This window comes from Providencia sp. 2023EL-00965 (assembly GCF_033550225.1).
Lineage (GTDB): Bacteria > Pseudomonadota > Gammaproteobacteria > Enterobacterales > Enterobacteriaceae > Providencia > Providencia manganoxydans.
Genome location: NZ_JAWUEH010000004.1, coordinates 234,604 through 256,681 on the forward strand (window position 1 = coordinate 234,604; position 22,078 = coordinate 256,681).

The 22,078-nt window shown below is 41.1% G+C and carries 21 protein-coding genes; 12 read left to right on the top strand and 9 right to left on the bottom strand.

All coding sequences use genetic code 11. The features are described 5' to 3' along the window. Positions 1-2 precede the first annotated feature (2 nt). The 8 genes from hisC to SC428_RS07740 all read left to right on the top strand — a co-directional run bounded on the left by hisC (position 3) and on the right by SC428_RS07740 (position 5,798). Positions 3-1,073: a histidinol-phosphate transaminase gene (gene hisC / locus SC428_RS07705; protein WP_283125427.1), complete on the top strand. Its 1,071-nt coding sequence runs from the start codon at positions 3-5 to the stop codon at positions 1,071-1,073. Positions 1,074-1,094: 21 nt separating this feature from the next. Further along, a complete protein-coding gene (gene hisB / locus SC428_RS07710; protein WP_318706851.1) occupies positions 1,095-2,162 on the top strand; it encodes a bifunctional histidinol-phosphatase/imidazoleglycerol-phosphate dehydratase HisB in 1,068 nt (355 codons plus the stop codon). Then, the gene (gene hisH / locus SC428_RS07715; protein WP_070924945.1) at positions 2,162-2,755 is read left to right on the top strand and encodes an imidazole glycerol phosphate synthase subunit HisH; all 594 of its coding nucleotides are present in this window, start codon (positions 2,162-2,164) and stop codon (positions 2,753-2,755) included. Before hisB ends, hisH begins: the two co-directional genes overlap by 1 nt. Positions 2,756-2,760: 5 nt before the next feature. Further along, positions 2,761-3,498 (top strand): 1-(5-phosphoribosyl)-5-[(5-phosphoribosylamino)methylideneamino]imidazole-4-carboxamide isomerase, encoded by a 738-nt coding sequence (gene hisA, locus SC428_RS07720; RefSeq protein WP_318706855.1) that lies wholly within the window; start codon positions 2,761-2,763, stop codon positions 3,496-3,498. Next, entirely contained in the window at positions 3,480-4,256 is a 777-nt protein-coding gene (hisF, locus tag SC428_RS07725; RefSeq protein ID WP_070924946.1) for an imidazole glycerol phosphate synthase subunit HisF, read from the top strand. Before hisA ends, hisF begins: the two co-directional genes overlap by 19 nt. Further along, positions 4,250-4,861: a bifunctional phosphoribosyl-AMP cyclohydrolase/phosphoribosyl-ATP diphosphatase HisIE gene (hisIE, locus tag SC428_RS07730; RefSeq protein ID WP_070924947.1), complete on the top strand. Its 612-nt coding sequence runs from the start codon at positions 4,250-4,252 to the stop codon at positions 4,859-4,861. Before hisF ends, hisIE begins: the two co-directional genes overlap by 7 nt. Before the next feature lie 104 nt (positions 4,862-4,965). Further along, a complete protein-coding gene (locus SC428_RS07735) occupies positions 4,966-5,460 on the top strand; it encodes a YbaK/prolyl-tRNA synthetase associated domain-containing protein (protein WP_070924948.1) in 495 nt (164 codons plus the stop codon). A gap of 95 nt (positions 5,461-5,555) precedes the next feature. After that, positions 5,556-5,798 carry a glycine zipper domain-containing protein gene (locus SC428_RS07740; protein ID WP_318706859.1) on the top strand — a complete coding sequence of 81 codons (243 nt, stop codon included), beginning with the start codon at positions 5,556-5,558 and terminating at the stop codon, positions 5,796-5,798. A gap of 53 nt (positions 5,799-5,851) precedes the next feature. Here the strand turns inward: SC428_RS07740 and SC428_RS07745 are convergent, their stop codons facing one another. Both SC428_RS07745 and SC428_RS07750 read right to left on the bottom strand, forming a co-directional pair. Beyond that, complete coding sequence (locus SC428_RS07745) at positions 5,852-6,484, bottom strand: CatB-related O-acetyltransferase (RefSeq protein ID WP_070924950.1); 633 nt, start codon at positions 6,482-6,484, stop codon at positions 5,852-5,854. Between the two features lie 210 nt (positions 6,485-6,694). Then, positions 6,695-7,882, bottom strand: coding sequence for a multidrug effflux MFS transporter (locus SC428_RS07750; protein ID WP_318706861.1), 1,188 nt, complete (start codon positions 7,880-7,882; stop codon positions 6,695-6,697). Positions 7,883-8,218: 336 nt separating this feature from the next. Here SC428_RS07750 and SC428_RS07755 point away from each other — a divergent pair, with 336 nt between their 5' ends. Further along, positions 8,219-8,848: a lytic polysaccharide monooxygenase gene (locus tag SC428_RS07755; protein WP_283125422.1), complete on the top strand. Its 630-nt coding sequence runs from the start codon at positions 8,219-8,221 to the stop codon at positions 8,846-8,848. Between the two features lie 99 nt (positions 8,849-8,947). On the opposite strand, the gene gndA is transcribed toward SC428_RS07755, so the two are convergent. Beyond that, positions 8,948-10,354, bottom strand: coding sequence for an NADP-dependent phosphogluconate dehydrogenase (gndA, locus tag SC428_RS07760; RefSeq protein WP_070924953.1), 1,407 nt, complete (start codon positions 10,352-10,354; stop codon positions 8,948-8,950). A 244-nt stretch (positions 10,355-10,598) separates the two neighbouring features. Here gndA and SC428_RS07765 point away from each other — a divergent pair, with 244 nt between their 5' ends. Together SC428_RS07765 and SC428_RS07770 are read left to right on the top strand one after the other, a co-directional pair. Next, a complete protein-coding gene (locus SC428_RS07765; protein ID WP_070924954.1) occupies positions 10,599-12,170 on the top strand; it encodes a TerC family protein in 1,572 nt (523 codons plus the stop codon). 196 nt (positions 12,171-12,366) lie between these two features. Next, complete coding sequence (locus tag SC428_RS07770; RefSeq protein ID WP_140180583.1) at positions 12,367-12,915, top strand: hypothetical protein; 549 nt, start codon at positions 12,367-12,369, stop codon at positions 12,913-12,915. Between the two features lie 56 nt (positions 12,916-12,971). On the opposite strand, the gene asmA is transcribed toward SC428_RS07770, so the two are convergent. From asmA to apbC, 6 genes are all read right to left on the bottom strand, one after another. Further along, positions 12,972-14,825: an outer membrane assembly protein AsmA gene (gene asmA / locus SC428_RS07775; protein WP_318706864.1), complete on the bottom strand. Its 1,854-nt coding sequence runs from the start codon at positions 14,823-14,825 to the stop codon at positions 12,972-12,974. A 233-nt stretch (positions 14,826-15,058) separates the two neighbouring features. Beyond that, entirely contained in the window at positions 15,059-15,640 is a 582-nt protein-coding gene (dcd, locus tag SC428_RS07780; RefSeq protein ID WP_070924956.1) for a dCTP deaminase, read from the bottom strand. 45 nt (positions 15,641-15,685) lie between these two features. Next, the gene (gene udk / locus SC428_RS07785; protein ID WP_070924957.1) at positions 15,686-16,330 is read right to left on the bottom strand and encodes a uridine kinase; all 645 of its coding nucleotides are present in this window, start codon (positions 16,328-16,330) and stop codon (positions 15,686-15,688) included. A 323-nt stretch (positions 16,331-16,653) separates the two neighbouring features. Further along, positions 16,654-17,610, bottom strand: coding sequence for a zinc metalloprotease HtpX (gene htpX, locus SC428_RS07790; protein ID WP_283125420.1), 957 nt, complete (start codon positions 17,608-17,610; stop codon positions 16,654-16,656). 69 nt (positions 17,611-17,679) lie between these two features. Beyond that, positions 17,680-18,240 carry a LemA family protein gene (locus SC428_RS07795; protein WP_070924959.1) on the bottom strand — a complete coding sequence of 187 codons (561 nt, stop codon included), beginning with the start codon at positions 18,238-18,240 and terminating at the stop codon, positions 17,680-17,682. 336 nt (positions 18,241-18,576) lie between these two features. Continuing rightward, entirely contained in the window at positions 18,577-19,689 is a 1,113-nt protein-coding gene (apbC, locus tag SC428_RS07800; RefSeq protein ID WP_070924960.1) for an iron-sulfur cluster carrier protein ApbC, read from the bottom strand. A 225-nt stretch (positions 19,690-19,914) separates the two neighbouring features. Between apbC and metG the strand changes: the two genes are divergently transcribed. Further along, on the top strand, positions 19,915-21,942 hold the full coding sequence (gene metG, locus SC428_RS07805) for a methionine--tRNA ligase (protein WP_070924961.1): 2,028 nt from the start codon (positions 19,915-19,917) through the stop codon (positions 21,940-21,942). Positions 21,943-22,078: the final 136 nt, after the last annotated feature.

Genomic DNA, 22,078 nt, shown 5'->3' on the forward strand with positions numbered 1-22,078 from the left:
TCATGAGCGAACTGTTTAAAGCAGCCAGTCTTGCGCGCAGCAATGTTAAAGAAATGACACCCTATATGTCTGCTCGTCGTTTAGGTGGTAACGGTGATGTTTGGCTTAATGCTAACGAGTACCCTACTGCGCCAGACTTTCAGTTTAATGAACGTAACCTAAATCGTTATCCTGAATGTCAGCCAGCCAATGTTATTCTTAATTATGCCGCTTATGCAGGCGTTTCACCCGAAGAAGTGTTAGTTTGCCGTGGTGCTGATGAATCAATCGAACTGCTGATCCGCGCATTTTGCGAACCAGGCAAAGATGCGGTGATGTTCTGCCCACCAACCTACGGCATGTACAGCGTGAGTGCAGAGACATTTGGTGTCGAGCAGAAAAAAATTCCTGCGATGCCTGATTGGTCACTGAATATCGATGCTATTCGCGACAATTTACAAAATACAAAACTGATTTATATTTGCAGTCCAAATAACCCAACCGGCAACATTATCGATAATAAAGATCTTGTTCAGGTGCTCGAAATGGCGGCTGAGCGTGCATTAGTTGTCGTCGATGAAGCTTATATTGAATTTTGTCCACAATACAGTGTGGCTAGCTGGATAGCTAATTACCCGAATCTTGTGGTACTCAGAACATTATCAAAAGCTTTCGCGCTAGCAGGGCTGCGTTGCGGTTTCACGTTAGCATCTGCTGATGTGATTGAAATCCTCCTAAAAGTGATTGCGCCCTATCCATTATCAACCCCAGTTGCCACGATCGCCGCACAAGCACTCAGCATCGAAGGTATTGCAACCATGAAACATCGCGTTGCCACTATCACGGATAATCGAATTGCGCTATCAGAGGCTCTCAGTGAGTTACCTATCGTCGAAAAGGTTTATCCAAGTGAAACCAATTATATTTTAGTGCGTTTTACTGAGGCTAATAAGGTATTTAAAGCCCTCTGGGATCAAGGCATTATTTTACGTGACCAAAGCAAACAATTGGGATTAACTAACTGTTTACGCATCACGATCGGCACAGAAATTGAAAATGTCCGTGTCATTGAAGCTATCGAAGCACTTTGCTAAATCTGAAAATAGGAAATACTCATGAGCCAAAAAATACTTTTTATTGACCGTGATGGAACATTGATCACTGAGCCACCTAGCGATTTTCAGGTTGATAGCCTCAGCAAATTAGCATTTGAAAAAGCGGTGATCCCAAGTTTACTGGCATTACAAAAAGCCAATTACCGCTTAGTCATGGTTACCAATCAAGACGGACTTGGTACGGATAGCTTCCCAACCGCTGATTTTGAACCACCACACAACTTAATGATGCAAGTTTTCGAATCGCAAGGTATCACATTTGATGAAGTGTTAATTTGCCCTCATAAACCTGCTGATAACTGCGAATGCCGTAAACCCAAACTTGGATTAGTTAAAAAGTACCTGACGGAAGGCCAACTCGATCTTGCGAATAGTTATGTGATTGGTGATCGTGAAACGGATCTCCAACTGGCCGAAAATATGGGTATTAAAGGTTTGCGCTATCAGCCTGAATCACTTAATTGGCAGGCCATTACCAAACAATTAACCCAACGTGACCGTCATGCACAAGTAGAGCGAGTCACCAAAGAAACCAATATCAATGTGGAAGTTTGGCTAGACAGAGAAGGTGAAAGCAAAATCAACACTGGTGTTGGCTTCTTTGATCATATGTTAGATCAAATCGCCACTCATGGTGGTTTCCGACTCAATGTCGAAGTCAAAGGCGACTTATTTATCGATGATCACCATACTGTAGAAGATACTGGTTTAGCACTTGGAGAAGCACTGCGTCTCGCATTAGGTGATAAACGTGGTATCGCTCGCTTTGGATTCGTTTTGCCAATGGATGAGTGCCAAGCACGCTGTGCGCTAGATATCTCAGGCCGCCCTCACCTTGAATATAAAGCTGAATTCAAATACCAACGTGTCGGCGATTTAAGCACAGAAATGATCGAGCACTTTTTCAGCTCTCTTTCCTACGCCATGGGCTGTACTCTCCACTTGAAAACCAAAGGTAAAAACGATCATCACAAAGCAGAAAGCTTATTTAAAGTATTTGGACGCACATTGCGCCAAGCTATCCGCGTCGAAGGCGATACATTACCAAGTTCGAAAGGGGTTCTGTGATGAACGTGGTGATTTTAGATACCGGTTGTGCCAACTTATCATCAGTGGCTTATGCGGTAAAACGTTTAGGTTACAACCCACAAATTAGCCGTGATACCAATACTATCTTACAGGCAGATAAAGTCTTTCTTCCTGGAGTTGGCACAGCAAGTGCAGCGATGGACCAACTCCATCAACGCGAGCTGGTGCCTTTAATTAAAGCACTGACTCAACCTGTTTTAGGTATCTGTTTAGGCATGCAATTAATGGGCAGTGTCAGTGAAGAAGGCAAAGAGCCGATCCCATTATTAGGCTTGATTGATAGCCCTGTGCAAAAAATGGATGCAAACGGTTTACCTGTCCCACACAGTGGCTGGAACCAAGTGAAACCGCTAGCTGGCCATCCACTCTTTAAAGGCATCAACGATAATGCTTATTTTTACTTTGTGCACAGCTATTCAATGCCAATTTCTAACCAAACTATCGCACAAACCCAATACGGTAACCCATTTAGTAGTGCGGTAAATCAAGATAATTTTTATGGCGTTCAATTTCACCCAGAACGCTCTGGAGTCGCAGGCTCACGCCTGATCCAAAACTTTTTGGAGATGTAATTGAGATGATCATTCCAGCTTTAGACTTAATTGATGGCAACGTTGTTCGCTTACATCAAGGTGATTATGCCAAGCAAACCGATTATGGCAACGACCCACTCCCACGTTTACAACAATATGAACAGCAAGGCGCTAAGTTACTACACCTTGTTGACCTAACAGGTGCTAAAGATCCACAAAAGCGCCAAATAACGCTATTAAAAAAATTACTCGCAGGGGTTTCTGTCCCAGTACAAGTGGGGGGTGGTATTCGCAGTGAAGAAGACGTCAAAGCCCTATTGGAAGCCGGTGCAACTCGTGTGGTGATCGGCTCAACCGCTGTCACACAACCTGAGCTTGTGAAAACATGGTTCGAGCATTATGGCGGCGAAGCGATTGTATTGGCACTGGATGTCCGTATCAATCAGCAAGGTGTGAAAGAGATTGCGATCAGTGGTTGGCAAGAAAACTCCAATTTATCTCTAGAGCAAGCGATTGAAATGTATCAGCCCTATGGCTTAAAACATGTGTTATGTACCGATATTTCTAAAGATGGCACTTTGACTGGCTCTAATGTCAACCTATATCAAGAAATCAGCCAACAATACCCTGATATTGCTTTACAAGCCTCCGGTGGTATTGGCTGTTTAGCTGATATCGCGAAGATCCCTTCATCAGGGGCTGCTGGGGTGATCGTCGGTCGCGCACTACTTGAAGGCAAATTTACCGTTGCGGAGGCAATCGAATGTTGGCAAAACGCATAATTCCTTGTTTGGACGTTCGTGATGGGCAGGTCGTAAAAGGTGTACAATTCCGTAACCATGAAATTATTGGAGATATCGTCCCTCTAGCTCAGCGCTACGCCCAAGAAGGTGCAGATGAACTGGTTTTTTACGATATCACCGCGTCATCTGATGGTCGAGTGGTTGATAAAAGCTGGGTATCAAAAGTCGCTGAAGTGATTGATATTCCATTTTGTGTTGCAGGTGGCATAAAAAGTGTTGAAGATGCAGCTCAAATATTATCTTTTGGGGCCGACAAAATCTCCATTAACTCCCCTGCGCTGTCCGATCCAACACTCATTAGCCGCCTAGCCGATCGCTTTGGAGTACAATGCATTGTTGTCGGTATCGACACTTGGTTCGATCAAGAAACCAATGATTATTTAGTCTATCAATTTACTGGCGATGAAAAACGTACCACCCAAACGCGTTGGAAAACGTTAGATTGGGTCACTGAAGTGCAACAACGTGGTGCAGGTGAAATCGTTTTAAACATGATGAACCAAGACGGTGTACGTCAAGGTTACGACTTGGTACAACTGAAAAAAGTTCGTGAAGTTTGCCAAGTTCCATTAATTGCTTCCGGCGGTGCTGGAGAAATGGTGCACTTCCTTGATGCCTTTGCCGACGCTGGCGTTGATGGCGCACTCGCTGCATCAGTGTTTCATAAGCAAATTATTAATATTGGTGAATTAAAGCAGTACCTTGCAGAAAATGGAGTTCAAATTAGAGTATGTTAACTAAACAACAATGTGACCAACTCGCTTGGCAAAAAGTCGATGGGCTAATGCCTGTCGTGGTACAGCATGCAACATCAGGTGATGTACTGATGCTAGGTTACATGACCCCTGAAGCGTTGCAAACAACCCTAGACAGTGGCAAAGTCACCTTTTACTCAAGAACCAAACAACGCTTATGGACGAAAGGCGAAACCTCGGGGAACTTCCTCAATTTAGTGGATATTTACCCTGATTGTGACAGTGATACTCTATTAGCTTTAGTGCAGCCAATTGGCCCTACTTGCCATAATGGTACCGAAAGCTGTTTTGCACCTGCGCAAACAGATTGGGGTTTCTTATTTGAGCTAGAAACATTATTAAAATCACGTAAAACAGCGGATCCTGAAAGTTCGTACACCGCCCGTTTATATGCAAGTGGAACCAAACGCATTGCTCAGAAAGTCGGCGAAGAAGGCGTTGAAACAGCACTGGCTGCAACGGTCAACGATCGCGCCGAACTGACCAATGAAGCCGCAGATTTGATGTATCACTTGCTGGTACTACTACAAGATCAAGAGCTTGATTTATCCACTATTATTAACCGTTTGAAAGAACGCCACCAATAAACGCCAAGGCAGCTCGTTTTTACGGGCTGCTCATCAAACCAAGTTGTATATAACCTCTGACTTGCTATCATTCTATCAGTCTGATTTAAAAGAAAAGAGGCATCATGTCAGAAAACATTATTTTTAATCAATTAACACAATTGCTTGATCAACATAATGCGAGATACCGTGTTATGGAGCATTCAACGGCAGGAAAATCAGAAGAAGTCGCTAAAATTCGCGGAACCCAATTGGGCCAAGGGGCAAAAGGTCTCGTGTGCCACGTCAAAGGCAATGGTATTCGCCAACATGTACTCGCCATTTTACCCGCTGATAAACAAGCAGATTTAAGTAAAATAGCCCATGCAATTGGTGGGACACGTGCATCACTTGCTAGCCCAAAAGAAGTCGATGAACTGACCCAATGCGTTTTCGGTGCCATCCCCCCTTTTAGCTTTCATCCATCACTTAAATTGATTGCTGATCCTCTATTGTTTGTACGTTTCGATGAACTCGCTTTTAATGCGGGAACACTTGAACGTTCAATTATTCTAAATACTGAAGATTATCAAAAAGTCGCAAATCCAACGCTAGTTGAATTTATCCGTATTGAAGAGTGAATGTAAAGCTGACTCAGTTTAAGTAAAAAGCACACAAGATATTATGAGGCTGCTACACTTAATAATAGCGACTATTGACTATTAAGGAGAATATAATGAGCTTATTCGATAAAGCAGAAAATAAAGCAAGAGAAGCCGCAGGTGCAGCAGAACAAACCTACGGTGAAGCAACAGGCTCCACAGAACATCAAATTAAAGGTTCAATACGCCAATGTGCAGCTCACGGCTGTGACACATTAAATAGTGCAGTAGATACAGTAAAAAATAACCCCCTCGCTGCTGCTACCGTTGCCGCAGGTATAGGTTTTGTGTTTGGCTACTTAGTCGGTAAAAAATAATTTTAAATACGCAAAAGGGAATGATGCATAATCATTCCCTATGAGTCATCGTATTATTGAGTTTGATATTTAATGAGTGCCGCTTTTAATGCTGCGATATCTGAACCACACAAATAAGGTTTTAAGGCAGTGAACTGCTCTTCTGGCCAATCATAGATTTTCATCTCAAGCAGATCAGCAATAATACCCGTCGAGAAACGTTGACCAATTGGTTTTGCAGGATTACCGCCTACAATAGTATATGGCTCTACATCTTTAACCACCACACTATTGGCCGCGATCACGGCTCCCTCACCAATATGGATACCTGGCATGATCATCGCTCGCATACCAATCCAAACGCCATCGCTAATCACTGTATCGCCTTTACCGATATAAGCGTCTTCAATATGTTCAAGAAAAGGATATAAACAAAACCAATCTATTCGATGAGTGTGGTTTCCCCCCATCAAAATCACGGTTTCACCTGCAATGCACACATAATCGCCAATATACAGTTGATCGACATCCCAAGCTAACTGCCAATCGCGGCTGCCTTCATCTCCAACCAAATAACGCACAACCGACTGCTCAAATCCATTATCCCAACAGTCGCTGTAATAGCTATGCTGCCCTTTAATATGGATATTTGGGTTCTGTACAACTTCATGAAGTAATTGGTATTTTGACCAATGTTTTTGATTCATGGTAACAATCCTGATTAGATAAGTTATTACCATAGAACGCTGTCTATGGTGATGTATTCGCGCTCAACAACACATCACCTTTAGCCACTCGAGGCTGCTTTAATAACGGGTTTATCACTGTTCCCCCTAAATCAACACAACATAAATTGCTCGCTGAGTAACTTGCTATACGTGGGGAACGATATGTACCATTCCCCAACTCAAACGATATTACTGATGAGTAGTAACTGCTAATTTTAAACTGGTATTTCGTGCTTTCAAGGCAATGACACAACCTAATAGCATCAACGCCGCTAATGCCCATTTCGCAGGTAGCATCGAATAAATCGCTAGCAAGCTTAATCCAGCACCAAGCGCCATTTGGATAAAACCAACTAATGCAGAAGCCGTTCCAGCTTCTTTCTCAAAAGGCTCTAAAGCATAACTCGTCGACGTCCCCATCATAAATGCAAGGCCTGTGCAAGCACAAGCAACAGGCAACATGTAAGCTAGCCAGTGATTTTGTAATGAGGCAGGCAATAAGGTTAAGCCCAATAATAGCCCTAAACATCCCACTCCCATAAAGAGACTACCGACTTTTAAACAATTCGGGCGACCAATTTTAGGAATGTAATAATTTGCGACATAACTTGCGAACATAATCCAAAAACCATTTGCGCCAAATGCTAAAGAAAACTGTAACGGTGTAAGGCCTGAATCCCCCATTAACACAACCGGAGAAAAAGAAACATATGTCAATACCATTCCCATACTACTCGCATTGACCAATGCAAATACCATAAAGTTTTTGTGGCGTAAAATATGCAGATAGTGATTCAGTTGAAGCTTCTTAACCTCTTTTAAGCTCTCGGGACGCGTTTCAGGTAAAAACGCCACCACCAGTACTAAAATCAGTAATGCATACAAAGCTAAAAACCAAAAAGGGGCTCGCCATCCCCAATATTCAGCAAGAAATCCCCCCAAAAGCGGTGCTAATGCAGGAACAATATTCAATGTGCCGTTTAAAAAACCAAATGCACGGGCAGCTTCAGTACCATTAAAACGATCACGTACACTACTAAAAGCGACAACCCCAGTACAACAAACAGCAACGCCTTGCAGTATTCTTGCTGCGATAAAAATTTCCGCTGTCGTGGATAAAGCAGCAATAGAGGAGCCAATGATATAAATTAAAATGCCAATAATGGCGATAGGCTTACGGCCATAGCGATCAATCAATGGCCCTGAAATTAACTGCCCTAGCCCAAAAATTAAAATAAACAACGCAATAGTTGATTGTATCAGTGACTCAGGAGAGCCTAACGCAATCGCAATCTCAGGGATCGTCGGTAAGTACAAATCGATCGCTAATGGGCTAAGGAGTACCAACAAAAGTAAAAGAACAAGAAATTTCCGCATAAAAATAAAGTGTTAGATTAATACACATCAAAGAATAAGTTAGGAAGCAGTACGCCTAATGCCATGACTGCAATAAAAAGCCGATTGGTAATTCTATCAAGATTATCAATCAAAGCTACCAGAAGACAACTATTTCCTCTATTGAGAGATATCAATTATGCCCAAATATTATTGATTAAAAATTTAATCAATATTGCACTGTTCTATTCAATATCTCTATTACTCAAAATGATAAAAATATTATTGCTGACGTTATAAATCGCAGATACAGCATCACTTTTCTTAATCGTCAGTCAGCAGTGTCTTTTTTATCTTTTTATTAGAGTGGAGGTTATTATGAGATATCTAACTATATCGCCAATATACATAAGTATATTGGGAACTCTATTCATCGCATCATCATTTCAAGTTAACGCTCATGGCTATGTGAGATTACCAGAAAGCCGTTCATACCAATGTAGCGTTGATAGCTATGATGGAACCGCCAAAACGCCCACCAATCCCAATTGCAAAGATGGTGGTTTATACGAACCTCAAAGTATTGAAACCCAAAAAGGCTTCCCTGAATCAGGCCCTCCTGATGGCAAGATTGCGAGTGGTGGTATAGAAAGATTTAGTGATCTCGATGAACAAAGCCCTACCCGTTGGAACAAAGTCGATATGAAAACAGGCGCTAATACCTTTATTTGGTTTCTCACTATGGCGCATTCAACAAAAGATTGGCGATTCTTTATTACAAAAAATGGTTGGGATCAATCCGCTGCATTAACTCGCTCCGCATTTGACCTCACACCATTCTGCAAACGAGATGATAATGGAGCCATGCCGAGCACTAGCGTAGATATTAAATTTAATTGCAATATACCAACAGATCGTGAAGGTTATCATGTCATCTTAGCAACATGGGATGTCGCAGATACACAAAATGCATTTTATCAAGTGATTGATGTTAATTTGAGTAAATAATATTTTAATTTAATGAACACAGCTGAATATTCTCAATCAAAAAGAGCCTTAGAAAACTAAGGCTCTTTTCACTCTTTAATTAATCACGAACACTTGCGATTATTCCATCCATTCGGTATGGAATACGCCTTCTTTATCAGTACGCTTATAAGTGTGAGCACCAAAATAGTCACGCTGCGCTTGGATCAAGTTAGCAGGCAATACCGCCGCACGATAACTATCATAATAAGAAATCGCCGCAGAGAAGGTTGGTGTAGGAATGCCGTTTTGCACCCCATAACACACAACATCACGCAGAGCTTGCTGATATTCATCAGCGATTTGCTTAAAGTATGGCGCTAACAATAGGTTAGCAATTTGCGCGTTATCGTTGTATGCATCAGTGATTTTTTGCAGGAACTGCGCACGAATTATACAACCCGCACGGAAGATTTTAGCAATCTCACCGTAGTTCAGATCCCAATTGTATTCATCTGAAGCCGCTTTCAACTGTTGGAAGCCTTGTGCGTAAGAAACAATTTTACCTAAATACAGAGCACGACGAACCTTCTCAATAAATTGTTTTTTATCACCTTCAACTGGTTTTAGGACTGGACCCGTTAGAACTTTAGATGCTGCAACACGTTGGTCTTTCAGGAAAGAGATATAACGTGCAAATACAGATTCAGTGATTAACGTAACAGGAATACCTAGATCCAATGAACTTTGGCTGGTCCACTTACCGGTACCTTTGTTCGCTGCTTCATCTAAAATCACATCAACCAAATATTTTCCATCTTCATCTTTTTTCTTGAAGATATCAGCGGTGATTTCGATCAGGTAGCTGCTAAGTTCACCTTGGTTCCAATCAGCAAAAATCTCTGCTAATTCTTCATTACTTAGATTTAATGAGCCTTTCAGTAATGAATACGCTTCAGCGATCAACTGCATGTCACCGTATTCGATACCATTGTGAACCATTTTCACATAATGACCAGCTCCATCTGGACCGATATACGTTACGCAAGGTTCGCCTTCGGCTTTAGCAGCAATTTCTTTCAAAATTGGCGCAACTAATTCGTAAGCTTCTTTTTGACCACCTGGCATAATAGATGGGCCTTTTAGTGCGCCTTCTTCACCACCTGAAACACCTGTACCGATAAAGTTGAAGCCTTGCTCAGACAATTCACGGTTACGACGGATAGTGTCTTTATACAGGGTGTTACCGCCATCAATCAGGATATCACCTTTATCGAGATGCGGAGTTAATGCAGCAATCGTCTTATCCGTTGCTTCACCCGCTTTCACCATCAGCAGGATACGGCGTGGTTTTTCCAGAGAGTCGACAAACTCTTCAATCGTGTAGCTGGGAACTAATTTTTTCCCTGGATTTTCGGCAATAACTTCATCCGTTTTATCTTTTGAACGGTTGAAAATAGAGACTGAATAACCACGGCTTTCAATATTAAGCGCTAGGTTACGCCCCATGACAGCCATACCGACAACGCCAATCTGTTGCTTTGACATGAAAAACTCCTGTCTGATTAAGACCTACGCCAGCAATCTGATTGCTGACAATTCTGTTAACAGGATCACATGTTAACTCAGGTTTGTTCCGCTGGGTAGTTATTGATGCAATCGTTGGCGCAAACGGAACATAATTTATAGATTATCGTCTCATAAGCGTGAATTCTTATTGATATTTGCGACAACAAACCGCATTATTCATCAGTCGGCATAAGCCGTCATATTAGAAGGTAAAACAAACTGTATGGAATGGATCGCAGATCCTTCGATTTGGGCGGGGCTTGCCACCCTAATCGTTCTAGAAATCGTTCTTGGTATTGATAACCTCGTTTTTATCGCCATTTTGGCCGATAAGCTACCGCAAAAGCTGCGTGACCGCGCCCGCGTAACGGGTCTAATGCTCGCACTGGTTATGCGCGTTGTTTTACTCTTTAGCTTGTCTTGGCTCATTACACTCACCAAGCCATTAATTACACTCTTTGATCACCCATTTAGCGCCCGAGATCTCATCATGCTAATCGGGGGGTTATTTTTGCTGTTTAAAGCCACAATGGAGCTAAATGAGCGGCTAGAGGGGGCTGATGAACACACCAATAGCCAACGAAAAACATCGAATTTCTGGGCTGTGGTTGCACAAATTATCGTCCTAGATGCGGTATTCTCACTGGATTCAGTGATTACTGCCGTCGGTATGGTTGACCATATTGGCGTCATGGTAGCAGCCGTCACCATTGCAATGGCATTGATGATATGGGCAAGTAAACCATTAACAAGCTTTGTTAATAATCACCCAACTATCGTTATTTTGTGCCTTAGCTTCTTACTGATGATAGGCTTTAGTTTAGTGGCAGAAGGCTTTGGTTACGCTATACCGAAAGGCTACCTGTACGCAGCGATTGGTTTCTCTATCATGATTGAGGTTTTGAACCAATTTGCTCAGTTCAATCGCCGTAAATTCTTAAAAGGCAGTCGTCCGCTACGTGAACGCACTGCTGAAGCTGTATTACGTATTTTAAGTGGTAAACATGAAACCGCTGAGTTAGATGCGCGCACATCAGACTTAATTGCTGATAATCAATCTGTATTTGACCCACAAGAACGCCAAATGATTGCACGTGTTTTGGGGATGGCACAACGTAACGTGGAAAGCATCATGACTTCTCGTCACGATGTGGAGTATTTAGACATCAATAAATCTGCCAGTGATTTATTACAGTTGATGGAAAAAAATCCGCATTCGCGCTTTGTGGTCATTGATGAAACCATTAATGATGAGCCAGTAGGTGTTGTTCATGTTCTTGATTTAGTGAAACAACAGTTAAGCGGACAGCCATTGAATTTACGTGCGCTGATTTCTCAGCCGCTTATCTTCCCTGAAGGGTTATCACTGTTAAAAGCGCTTGAACAGTTCCGTAAGGCACAAACTCACTTCGCATTTGTGGTTGATGAGTTTGGTACCGTTGAAGGCGTGGTAACGCTAACCGACGTAATGGAAACCATCGCAGGTAACCTGCCTGAAGGGGCGGAAGACAATGACTCACGCCACGATATTCAAAAATTGGAAGATGGCAATTGGGTTGCCAATGGCTTTATGCCGTTAGAAGACCTTATTTTGTTTGTGCCAATTCACTTAGAAGATAAACGTGAATATGAAACGATTGCGGGCCTATTGATGGAACACCTTCAGCGTATCCCTGAAGAAGGTGAAAAAATTGAAATCAATGGCTGCATTTTCCAAGCGTTGGAAGTTAATAGTCACCGTATTAGTAAAGTACTGATTATTCCACCGAAAAGACATGCCGATGATGAAGAGTAATCATTGTTGATAGTATGTTCATGACAAACACAATACCGGCCGATTGGCCGGTATTTTTTTGTTGTTTTTTCGTCAATCAATATTTGTCGATAAAATACTCAGCTAACATTGATAATCTTAAGGCGTTTTTTGCAAGAGTTTACTATTTAGATGTTCAATAATTTGAGCAACTTAATAATATTACTCGAGGTTAATAATGAAGGTACATAATCAAAATACCCAACATATCCAACAGAATCAAAATCAAACTAATATTTCAAAAAAAACACATTGCCCTACTACGGCAAACTCTATATCGAATGTTAGTAATACATCAAATTCACAACCTAAAATCATCACAACAGTAAAAACTGTTCACAAAAAAGAAGTTGAACAACTCAAACAAGGCATAATGAAAGATGTTAATAGAATTACAAGTCAATTACAAAAAGACAAAGGTGGTATTTTTGGTTTAGATCAATCTGCACTTAGCAAAATTTCAACCGAACTATCAGATCTCAAAGGCAAAGTTAAAGAATACCAAGATAAAATTACCACCTCAACTTACAACCACAATTCAAGTAAAATGGCGAATTTAAATAAATTACAAAACTCTATTGATAACCAAAGAGATATAGTCGCTGAAAAACAAAAGAATAGAAATAATAGGGACAACAACAATTTTTCATCTAAAAGTACCTTTGAAGAAAATATTCAAAATAGACAACGAAAAATCATTGATTATAAAAATGAAGGTCATGCTTAAAACATAATTGTAAAAGCTATACACTGTTTCATTTCAGTGTATAGCCGTTATTTAAATTACAAAGCATTCAACAAATCACTTAGCCCTTGCTTTTCTTCTTTCTTCAAAAAGTTACCAATCGCCTCTTTAGCTTGGCTTCTTAACTCATTACGCAGTAGCTTTTCAACATTGAGTTGATATTGCAGATTATTCCACCCGCCGTAAATACGTAACGGAATAGTCATCGCCTGTAACTGTTGGATAAAGCGTGAATCACCACCCCATCCTTGAGTAATCTGTACACCTAAATTAACATCTAGACTTTCAGCCGGCACATTAGCCCAACCTTGCCCTGTAATTGAAATCAACGGTGAGGTGGCTTGCATCGAAGCAATATTAATAATGCCTTTATTTAAACGGCCATTAACCGTGAACAATTCAACTTCTGTATAATTACCGGTATTCACTGGCGCATTAATTTTATTGGTCACTCGTGAAATAGACTGCTGGATCAGTAACGGAATATTAAGCCCAGCCAATCGCGCATTGCGTAGACTAAAATTAATCGGTCCTTGCCATAAATTTTTCACGGCATAATCATCATAACCGGGCCCAGACAAATCTGCGTTAATGGTAACAATACCGCTGAGCTTCTCAGGCATATTAAAGGCTTTTAATAATGGCGTAAGATCGATATTTTGAATATTAGGTTTTGCGGTGAGTTGTGCTGGCACATTGCTATAATCAATAGTGACTGGCAGTGAAAACTGCCCGCTAAATGCCTTACCTTCAAACTGCGAAATCACCAATTGAGGCGCTTGATTTTGCGCTACAAATTTGACGGCATTGACTGCCATACCACGATACACCAAATTATCAATATTCAAATTAATATTGGCAGTAAAGGATTTTAAATTCGACAAATCATATTTTTGCGTTTGCTTACCAGATATAACTGGTTTCACACCAACCCTAACTGAATTCTCTGTTTCATTGGCGCTATTATTACGGGTATTTTCATTGGAATTCGGCGTACCTAATAGCTTATCAAGGTTCAGCATAGTTGAAGAAAGCTGTACATTCACATCAGGGATATTCCCTAACTTGGCATTAACCTTACCCGTTAATTCGCTATCATTGGCTTTAATAATAATATTAGTTAAGTTTGCTGTTGCAATATCATCTTTAAGATAAGCAAAATCAGCAGTAAATTGCCCCGTGACACCCCCTTCAGGCAAGTCAACGCCAGTAAAGGTATAGTCAAATTGGCTTAATTGCCCACTAATTTGATGCGATAATTGAGAAAGATCTAACTCAGCTTGTGCATCAAAGCGGAGCTCTTGCTGATTTTTATTTAAATTACCGCTAAATTTAGCTTTGATTTTACGCTCATCACTTTTTTTCAGTGAAAGATCAATATTGCGTAAATTGTATTCATCGTTTTTGGTTTTCCAGATCACCAAACTATTCGATACTTCAACTTGATTAATATCGAGCAACCATTGGCTTTTTTCTGTAGAGCTTGGAGTGCGCTGATGACCTTCAGGTGCGATAGGTGAATTGGTACTAATTTGTGGTTCGCTTTCAGGCGTTTGACGAATAACTGCGCCATCTAAAACAATTTGCTCTACAGATAGGCGGTGAGAAAGCAAGGGCCATAATTCCACATCGAGACGCATATTTTCTGCGCTCAAAACGGGCTGGCTAGCATTTGGAGCGGTTACCGAGACAGGACCTGTAATAATGCTTAATGTCGGCCAAACATGCCAACGCATATCACCTTTGAAATCGAGCTGATAGCCGCTCTTTTTCTCCACTTTTTCGACCAAATATTGCCTGAAGTCATTTGGATTAACGAGCATCACTAATGCGGTTAACCCTACAACAACCACAACCAACAAAATGACCAGTGTCGTCAGAAACCGTTTCATTCTTCCCTCACTTAAATTATGTCTGCTACGCCACACAAAAGGCTCACACTACACCTATCCCTGCAATTTACGGAATTACCCTATACTCATCATACTTCAAGTTGCAGATTTTTCACTAAGGTACCAGCGACTCGAATCACTTTATTTACCCATGTTCATCGGCTAGCTTCACTTGCCGCCTATCTGCATCTTGAATGACTTAAAGTTACATAATAGTAATTCCGTTATACTTCTCAGTCTTCGCTAATGCGACTACCTACCGCCCCTTGCTGATTTTTATATTTCGCATCTTGCCGACTATTATAAGGGCGATCAGCACTACCTGATAATGGTTCAAAACTTAATGCACCAATTACCATTCCCGGACGCAGGGCTAGTGGCAATTTGCCTGAATTATAAAACTCTAACACAATTTGCCCACACCAACCGGGATCAATTCGATGCGCTGTCACATGCACCATTAGCCCTAATCGTGCTAATGATGAACGTCCATCCAGCCACCCAACAACGTTATCAGGCAGGGTAACAGACTCAAGTGTGACTGCAAGTGCCAATTCGCCTGGGTGAAGGAAAAAAGGCTCATCATCTTTAAGAATGATTTCATCACTCATCACGCGATCGAGTGCCGCGTTAACTTCATCTTTCGGGCCACTTAGGTCAATAAAAGCGGCGGTATGGCCTCGGAAAACACGAAACTGATTTCCTAAACGGACATCAGCAGTAGCTCCATTGATCCTCTCAATTGGTGGACGAGGGTTAATAACTAACTTTCCTTCATCCAACCATTGAATAATATCGCGGTCACAAAGACGCATGACAGAATCCCCCTTCATCATTTTGTCGCCTTAAAGCCCCTTGGGCTAGTCTTGGCAAAATTCGCCGATTTTCGCTTTCAAGATATCAATGGCTACGCGGTTCTTACCACCACGAGGAACAATAATATCGGCGTACTGCTTCGACGGCTCAATAAATTGTAAGAACATAGGACGAACAGTTTTATTATATTGTTCAATAACCGAGTCCAGTGTTCTACCTCTCTCATTTACATCACGTTTTATCCGACGCATCAAGCAAATATCAAGAGGAGTATCCACAAAAATTGAAAAATCCATCTCTTCCCGTAAACGTTTATCCGTTAGCAACAAGATCCCTTCAATAATGATGACTTTTTTAGGTCTGAAATGGATAGTGGTGTCTTTGCGGGTATGAGCAACATAGTCATATTGAGGAATTTCAACGGATTGGCCGTTTTTTAGAGCTTTGAGATGTTGGTAGAGCAGACTGTGATCCATAGAATTTGGGTGGTCATAATTCACTTTTAACCGCTCTTCCATAGGGATATCAGCTTGGTCTTTATAATAACAATCTTCTGGTATAACACCGATATTATGATCACCGACCTTTTCCCTGAGTTCCCGATAGAGAGTACTCGCGATAAGGCTTTTTCCGGATGCAGAAGCTCCCGATATACCTACAATGGTACAGTGATGCGCTATGTCAGTCATAAAATGGTAACCTGGTTAAATAAATCTGAAATGAAATGCATAACTTCATATACCCGAAATAATTCGAAGTGCAACTAAGCGACCAATGAGCGCAATCACCATGCCTCAACGCAAGGCGCTGCAACTTGAAGTATGACAAGTAAAAATTATGGTTGGCGAAATTATAGAGGCTAATGACGTGAGGTTCCAGCACCGCAAAGCAAACAAGCTAAAAAAACGCCAAATATCAATAAAAACCATCATAAGAAGTGTATATTTTAAAGCGTTTAGAGTGTAGCGCGGCACCAAGTCACAACGCTACAACTTGAAGCATATGGATATATTTAAAATTTTTTACGCCCTTCTAACGCCGCTATACGATTTTCAATCGAAGGATGCGTTGAAAATGCCGAATCACCTTTATTAAAGATATAAGCGGCACTGCGGTAGGCATCACCAGTACTCGAATGATCATACTCTGTTTTTTCATGTTTCCCTGAAATTTTTCTCAATGCGCTGATCATCGCTTGATTATCTGTTGTTAAATCAACGGCTGCGGCATCAGCCATATATTCGCGGGTTCGTGAAAGATAAAAATAAAGAATTTGCGTGATCCAAGGCAAGACAAAATTGAGTACTAATAAAATAATTTGCGCTTTGTTCGAAGCACTATTACGGCTACGACCCGCTGTACGAATAAATAACTGACTAAAGATATTGGTAATAGTGAGAATCACATTCGCTAAAATACCAACATATAAGGTTAATTTAGAGTCACCATGAATAATATGACCGACCTCATGAGCCATCACAGCTTGTACTTCTTGCCTATTTAGCGTCTCTAATAAGCCTCGAGTCACCCCTACTAGGGCATTTTTTGATGTCCAACCAGCAGCAAAAGCATTTGGTTCATCACTTTCTAAAATATATAAACGGGGAACATAACGCAGAGTCGCACTTAAACTTAACTCTTCTAATATATTACACAACTGCCTTTCTTCGGGTGTACTGGCATTTTCAGCCGTAATTTCTTTTGCATCCATCCCCGCCAACATCATTTTATGACCGCGATAATGAATATAAATCAGCCCTAAAAAAGTGAGTCCTAAAATAATTAAAGTTGCCACTGGTAACTGTTGAAAAGTGACAAACGCCAGTAAATTTTCAAAAAAACCAATTCGTTCATCAGGATGGGTGGCAGTGTCTGCTAATAGTCCCACAATCAGCATGATAAAAATATAACTAATCACCACTAAACGGGTACGAATATTATTTTTACGTATGATGTCTCTAAAATCCATAGCATTCCCTATATGGCTAGTTTGCTCAAAGCATTACGCTCTGAGCAAATAGCTCAATAACAGCCATTTTTAATCAAAATTAATACGGCGAGACTCTTCGCTTTTAATTGTTTCTTCATCAAGACGCCAATAGTCTTTATCGATTTTTAGGCTAGGAATAATACCAACAATAAATACCGCAGGCATTGATGCAATATAGGCTTTATATGCTTCTAATGCGCGATTGTAGCCACGTTTTGCAAATGAAAGTTTGTTTTCTGTTGAAACGATCTCTTCTTGCAAATTCGCCATAATCGCATCCGATTTCAACTCAGGATATGCTTCTACAGCAACATTAATTGCTCCGCTACTCACCATTTTTGACAACGCATCTTCCGCTTCACGTGCTTGTGCTCCTGTCGCATTCTGTGCCTGCGTTCTTAGCTCAGTTATCTTACTAAAAACTTCAGATTCATGGCTTAAATACTTTTTGACCGTTGCCAACAAACTATCAAATACTTTTCCGCGGCGGTCTAATTGCACTGAAATCTCCGTTTCGCTTGAAATAACAGCCTCACGCATTGCGACAATACGGTTATAAAAGTAAATAACAATCAGTACTAATACGACAATCAAAATTAAAAATTTCATAGTCACCTTTTAGGCTTCCGCCATAAATAAAATCGAATACGCAACACAAATATACTCTATATAATTCGAGATGCGGCTAGGCGACAATTAAATAAGTCGCTAGGAGCATACATCAGTATGTGACTGTCGTCAGTAAACACAGTCACTGGCAGCTTAACGAAAAGCGCTGCAACTTGAAGTATGACAAGTATAATTAAACTATTCTACGCTATCACAATAAAATAGCGAAACAAGTAAACGATAAATAAGAATAAGTTGAGGGAAAAACAATTTGGAAGGAATAAATATTAAAGGATCTACATAATTAAAGAGTAGATCCTTTAAGCTTACTGGATTTTATACTGCGCGGAATGAAATCTCTGTTGGGATTTTATCACCTTCCCAATACATCAATGAAGAGATATTAGAAGCAATTTCGCGATAAATATCAGCAAACTCGCCTTCAGGATCACGCATCACTGTAGGCTGGCCACGGTCTAAGTCTTCACGCAATGAAATATGTAGAGGGATTTGTCCTAACAGCTGGGTATTATATTTTTCAGCCAGTTTTTCAGCACCACCGGTACCAAAAATAGGTTCAACATGACCACAGTTGCTACAAATGTGCGCACTCATATTTTCAACCACACCAAGTACAGGAACGTTAACTTTCTTAAACATAACGATCCCTTTCATTGCATCAACCAATGCAATATCTTGTGGCGTTGTTACTACAACAGCACCTGTTACTGGGATATTTTGTGAAAGTGTTAACTGAATATCCCCCGTTCCCGGCGGCATATCGATAACCAGATAATCTAAGTCAGGCCATAAAGTATCTTGCAACATCTGCATCAGTGCTTTACTTGCCATAGGACCACGCCATACCATCGCATTGTCATCAGTAACTAAATAACCGATAGAGTTGGTGGCCAGACCGTATGCCATAATAGGCGCCATGTGTTGACCATCTGGAGAGGTTGGTCGCTCCATGGTGGTTCCTAACATGTTTGGAATCGATGGGCCATAAATATCAGCATCAAGAATACCGACTTTCGCTCCTTCTTGTGCCAAAGCCAGTGCTAAGTTGACAGAGGTACTGGATTTACCCACCCCACCTTTACCTGAGCTCACCGCCAAAATATTACGAACACCATTAATACCCGCTAAATCATTAGCACGTTTTAGTGTCGTGATATCATGACGCAGTTTCCACTCAACCGCATGAGCACCGGTTACTTTTTTCAATTCTGCCGTTTTTTCGCTGATCAGAGCCTGAAATGGCCCTTTCCACACAAACGGCATCACTAATTCGACATGCAACACATTATCCAACAGTGCACAATGATGTAATGCTTTGATAGATATCAGATTACGTTTCAGTGTTGGGTGTGTAAATGAAGCCAAAACAGTGGAGACTTTTTCAGTCAGCAGTTCTGGATTGTTCTGCTCGGGGGATTTATCGTTCATCCCGGCTCCTTTATTTTATATTTTTAACACTATGATACTTTGACTACTATTCATCATACCAGAAACCATCAAAATAGTGAGCGCCTTACCAACTAAAAGACACTCAACAGCAAAAAAACCCTTTTTTGTCTGATTTGGCAATTAATATCCTATTACCCTAGCAGCGAAAGTTGTGATCGGGTAACATCAAAGTCCCTTTTTATTAATGGAAGTAAGATCATTACTATGTCTCAAGTCGCAAATAAACTATTGGTAACCTGTGCGTTACCGTATGCTAACGGTTCAATCCATCTCGGTCATATTCTGGAGCACATTCAGGCTGATATTTGGGTCCGTTATCAGCGAATGCGCGACAAAGAGGTTCATTTTATCTGTGCAGATGACGCACACGGCACGCCAATCATGTTGAAAGCCCAACAGCTGGGAATTTCACCGGAAGAAATGATTGCAGCAATGAACCAAGAGCATCAGGAAGATTTTGCTGGTTTTGCTATCAGTTATGATAACTATCACTCGACCCACAGTGAAGAAAACAAGCAGCTATCAGAACTTATCTACAGCAAATTAAAAAATAACGGTTTTATTAAAAACCGTACTATTTCACAACTGTACGATCCTGAAAAAGGCATGTTCCTACCAGATCGCTTCGTAAAAGGTACTTGCCCTACCTGTAAAGCAGAAGATCAGTATGGCGATAACTGTGAAGTGTGTGGCGCAACTTACAGCCCAACAGAACTGATTAACCCGCGTTCAGTGGTATCTGGCGCTACGCCAGTAATGCGTGAAACAGAACACTTTTTCTTTGACCTACCTGCATTTAGCGACATGCTACAAGCTTGGACTCGCTCAGGTGCGCTGCAAGAACAAGTCGCCAATAAGATGCAAGAGTGGTTCGAATCAGGTTTACAACAATGGGATATTACCCGCGATGCGCCGTATTTCGGTTTCGAGATCCCTGATGCACCGGGTAAATACTTCTATGTTTGGCTAGACGCACCAATTGGTTACATGGGGTCATTTAAAAACCTCTGTGATAAGCGTGGCGACCTCAATTTTGATGAGTTTTGGAATAAAGATTCAAAAACCGATCTGTATCATTTTATCGGTAAAGACATCGTTTATTTCCATAGCTTGTTCTGGCCAGCAATGCTTGAAGGCAGTGAATACCGCAAACCAACCAATCTATTTGTTCATGGTTATGTCACCGTTAATGGTGCAAAAATGTCTAAATCACGCGGGACTTTTATTACTGCTCGCGCCTATTTAGATCACCTTGATGCAGATTGCTTGCGTTATTATTATGCCGCTAAGCTTTCATCGCGTATCGATGATATCGACCTGAACTTAGAAGACTTTGTGCAACGCGTAAACAGTGACATCGTCAATAAAGTGGTTAACTTAGCATCCCGTAACGCCGGTTTTATCGCTAAACGTTTTGGCGGTAAATTATCAGCAACATTAGCTGATCCTGAGCTGTATCAGCAATTTATTGATGCAGCACAGTCAATTGGTGAAGCCTATACTAGCCGTGAATACGGTAAAGCTGTGCGTGAAATTATGGCACTCGCCGATATTGCTAACCGTTATGTGGACGAAAAGGCGCCATGGGTTGTTGCAAAACAAGAAGGCAAAGACCAAGAACTGCAAGATATCTGCTCAATGGGTATCAATTTGTTCCGTGTGTTAATGACTTACTTGAAACCTATTTTGCCAGGCCTTGCAAAACGTACCGAAGCATTCTTGAATGTCGAACTAACATGGGACTCAATCGCTACGCCATTAACTCATCATGAAGTCGCGCCATTTAAAGCTCTGTTCTCACGTATTGAAATGGCAAAAGTTGAAGCAATGGTTGAAGCGTCTAAAGAAAGCATCAAACCCGCTAAAGTTCTGACTGGCCCACTTGCAGATGATCCTCTTCAAGAAACCATCAGCTTTGATGATTTTGCTAAGGTTGATCTGCGTATCGCGTTGATCAAACAAGCTGATTTTGTTGAAGGCTCTGATAAGTTACTAAAACTGCAACTGGATATTGGTGGTGAAACTCGCCAAGTTTTCTCTGGTATTCGTAGTGCTTACCCTGATCCAAAAGCACTTGAAGGCCGTTTGACTATCATGGTCGCAAACTTAGCTCCGCGTAAAATGCGTTTTGGACTGTCAGAAGGTATGGTAATGGCTGCTGGCCCCGGCGGAAAAGATATTTTCCTACTGAGTCCTGACAGCGGTGCTCAACCAGGTATGCAAGTGAAATAAAATAGCGGATCCTACCTAGGAAAGAGCGAATAATTAAATGAGAAGCAGAGGATCCTTGATCCTTTGCTTTTTTTTCATCTTTTAACTGTGATCCCTAGCACAATAATAAAGTTAATTGTATGATGAATGCACTTAG

Excerpts from the sequence above, each read along its gene's own strand:
- hisC (WP_283125427.1), top strand. The coding sequence starts at position 3 with ATGAGCGAACTGTTTAAAGCAGCCAGTCTTGCGCGCAGCAATGTTAAA.
- hisB (WP_318706851.1), top strand. The coding sequence starts at position 1,095 with ATGAGCCAAAAAATACTTTTTATTGACCGTGATGGAACATTGATCACT.
- hisH (WP_070924945.1), top strand. The coding sequence starts at position 2,162 with ATGAACGTGGTGATTTTAGATACCGGTTGTGCCAACTTATCATCAGTG.
- hisA (WP_318706855.1), top strand. The coding sequence starts at position 2,761 with ATGATCATTCCAGCTTTAGACTTAATTGATGGCAACGTTGTTCGCTTA.
- hisF (WP_070924946.1), top strand. The coding sequence starts at position 3,480 with ATGTTGGCAAAACGCATAATTCCTTGTTTGGACGTTCGTGATGGGCAG.
- hisIE (WP_070924947.1), top strand. The coding sequence starts at position 4,250 with ATGTTAACTAAACAACAATGTGACCAACTCGCTTGGCAAAAAGTCGAT.
- SC428_RS07735 (WP_070924948.1), top strand. The coding sequence starts at position 4,966 with ATGTCAGAAAACATTATTTTTAATCAATTAACACAATTGCTTGATCAA.
- SC428_RS07740 (WP_318706859.1), top strand. The coding sequence starts at position 5,556 with ATGAGCTTATTCGATAAAGCAGAAAATAAAGCAAGAGAAGCCGCAGGT.
- SC428_RS07745 (WP_070924950.1), bottom strand. The coding sequence starts at position 6,484 with ATGAATCAAAAACATTGGTCAAAATACCAATTACTTCATGAAGTTGTA.
- SC428_RS07750 (WP_318706861.1), bottom strand. The coding sequence starts at position 7,882 with ATGCGGAAATTTCTTGTTCTTTTACTTTTGTTGGTACTCCTTAGCCCA.
- SC428_RS07755 (WP_283125422.1), top strand. The coding sequence starts at position 8,219 with ATGAGATATCTAACTATATCGCCAATATACATAAGTATATTGGGAACT.
- gndA (WP_070924953.1), bottom strand. The coding sequence starts at position 10,354 with ATGTCAAAGCAACAGATTGGCGTTGTCGGTATGGCTGTCATGGGGCGT.
- SC428_RS07765 (WP_070924954.1), top strand. The coding sequence starts at position 10,599 with ATGGAATGGATCGCAGATCCTTCGATTTGGGCGGGGCTTGCCACCCTA.
- SC428_RS07770 (WP_140180583.1), top strand. The coding sequence starts at position 12,367 with ATGAAGGTACATAATCAAAATACCCAACATATCCAACAGAATCAAAAT.
- asmA (WP_318706864.1), bottom strand. The coding sequence starts at position 14,825 with ATGAAACGGTTTCTGACGACACTGGTCATTTTGTTGGTTGTGGTTGTT.
- dcd (WP_070924956.1), bottom strand. The coding sequence starts at position 15,640 with ATGCGTCTTTGTGACCGCGATATTATTCAATGGTTGGATGAAGGAAAG.
- udk (WP_070924957.1), bottom strand. The coding sequence starts at position 16,330 with ATGACTGACATAGCGCATCACTGTACCATTGTAGGTATATCGGGAGCT.
- htpX (WP_283125420.1), bottom strand. The coding sequence starts at position 17,610 with ATGGATTTTAGAGACATCATACGTAAAAATAATATTCGTACCCGTTTA.
- SC428_RS07795 (WP_070924959.1), bottom strand. The coding sequence starts at position 18,240 with ATGAAATTTTTAATTTTGATTGTCGTATTAGTACTGATTGTTATTTAC.
- apbC (WP_070924960.1), bottom strand. The coding sequence starts at position 19,689 with ATGAACGATAAATCCCCCGAGCAGAACAATCCAGAACTGCTGACTGAA.
- metG (WP_070924961.1), top strand. The coding sequence starts at position 19,915 with ATGTCTCAAGTCGCAAATAAACTATTGGTAACCTGTGCGTTACCGTAT.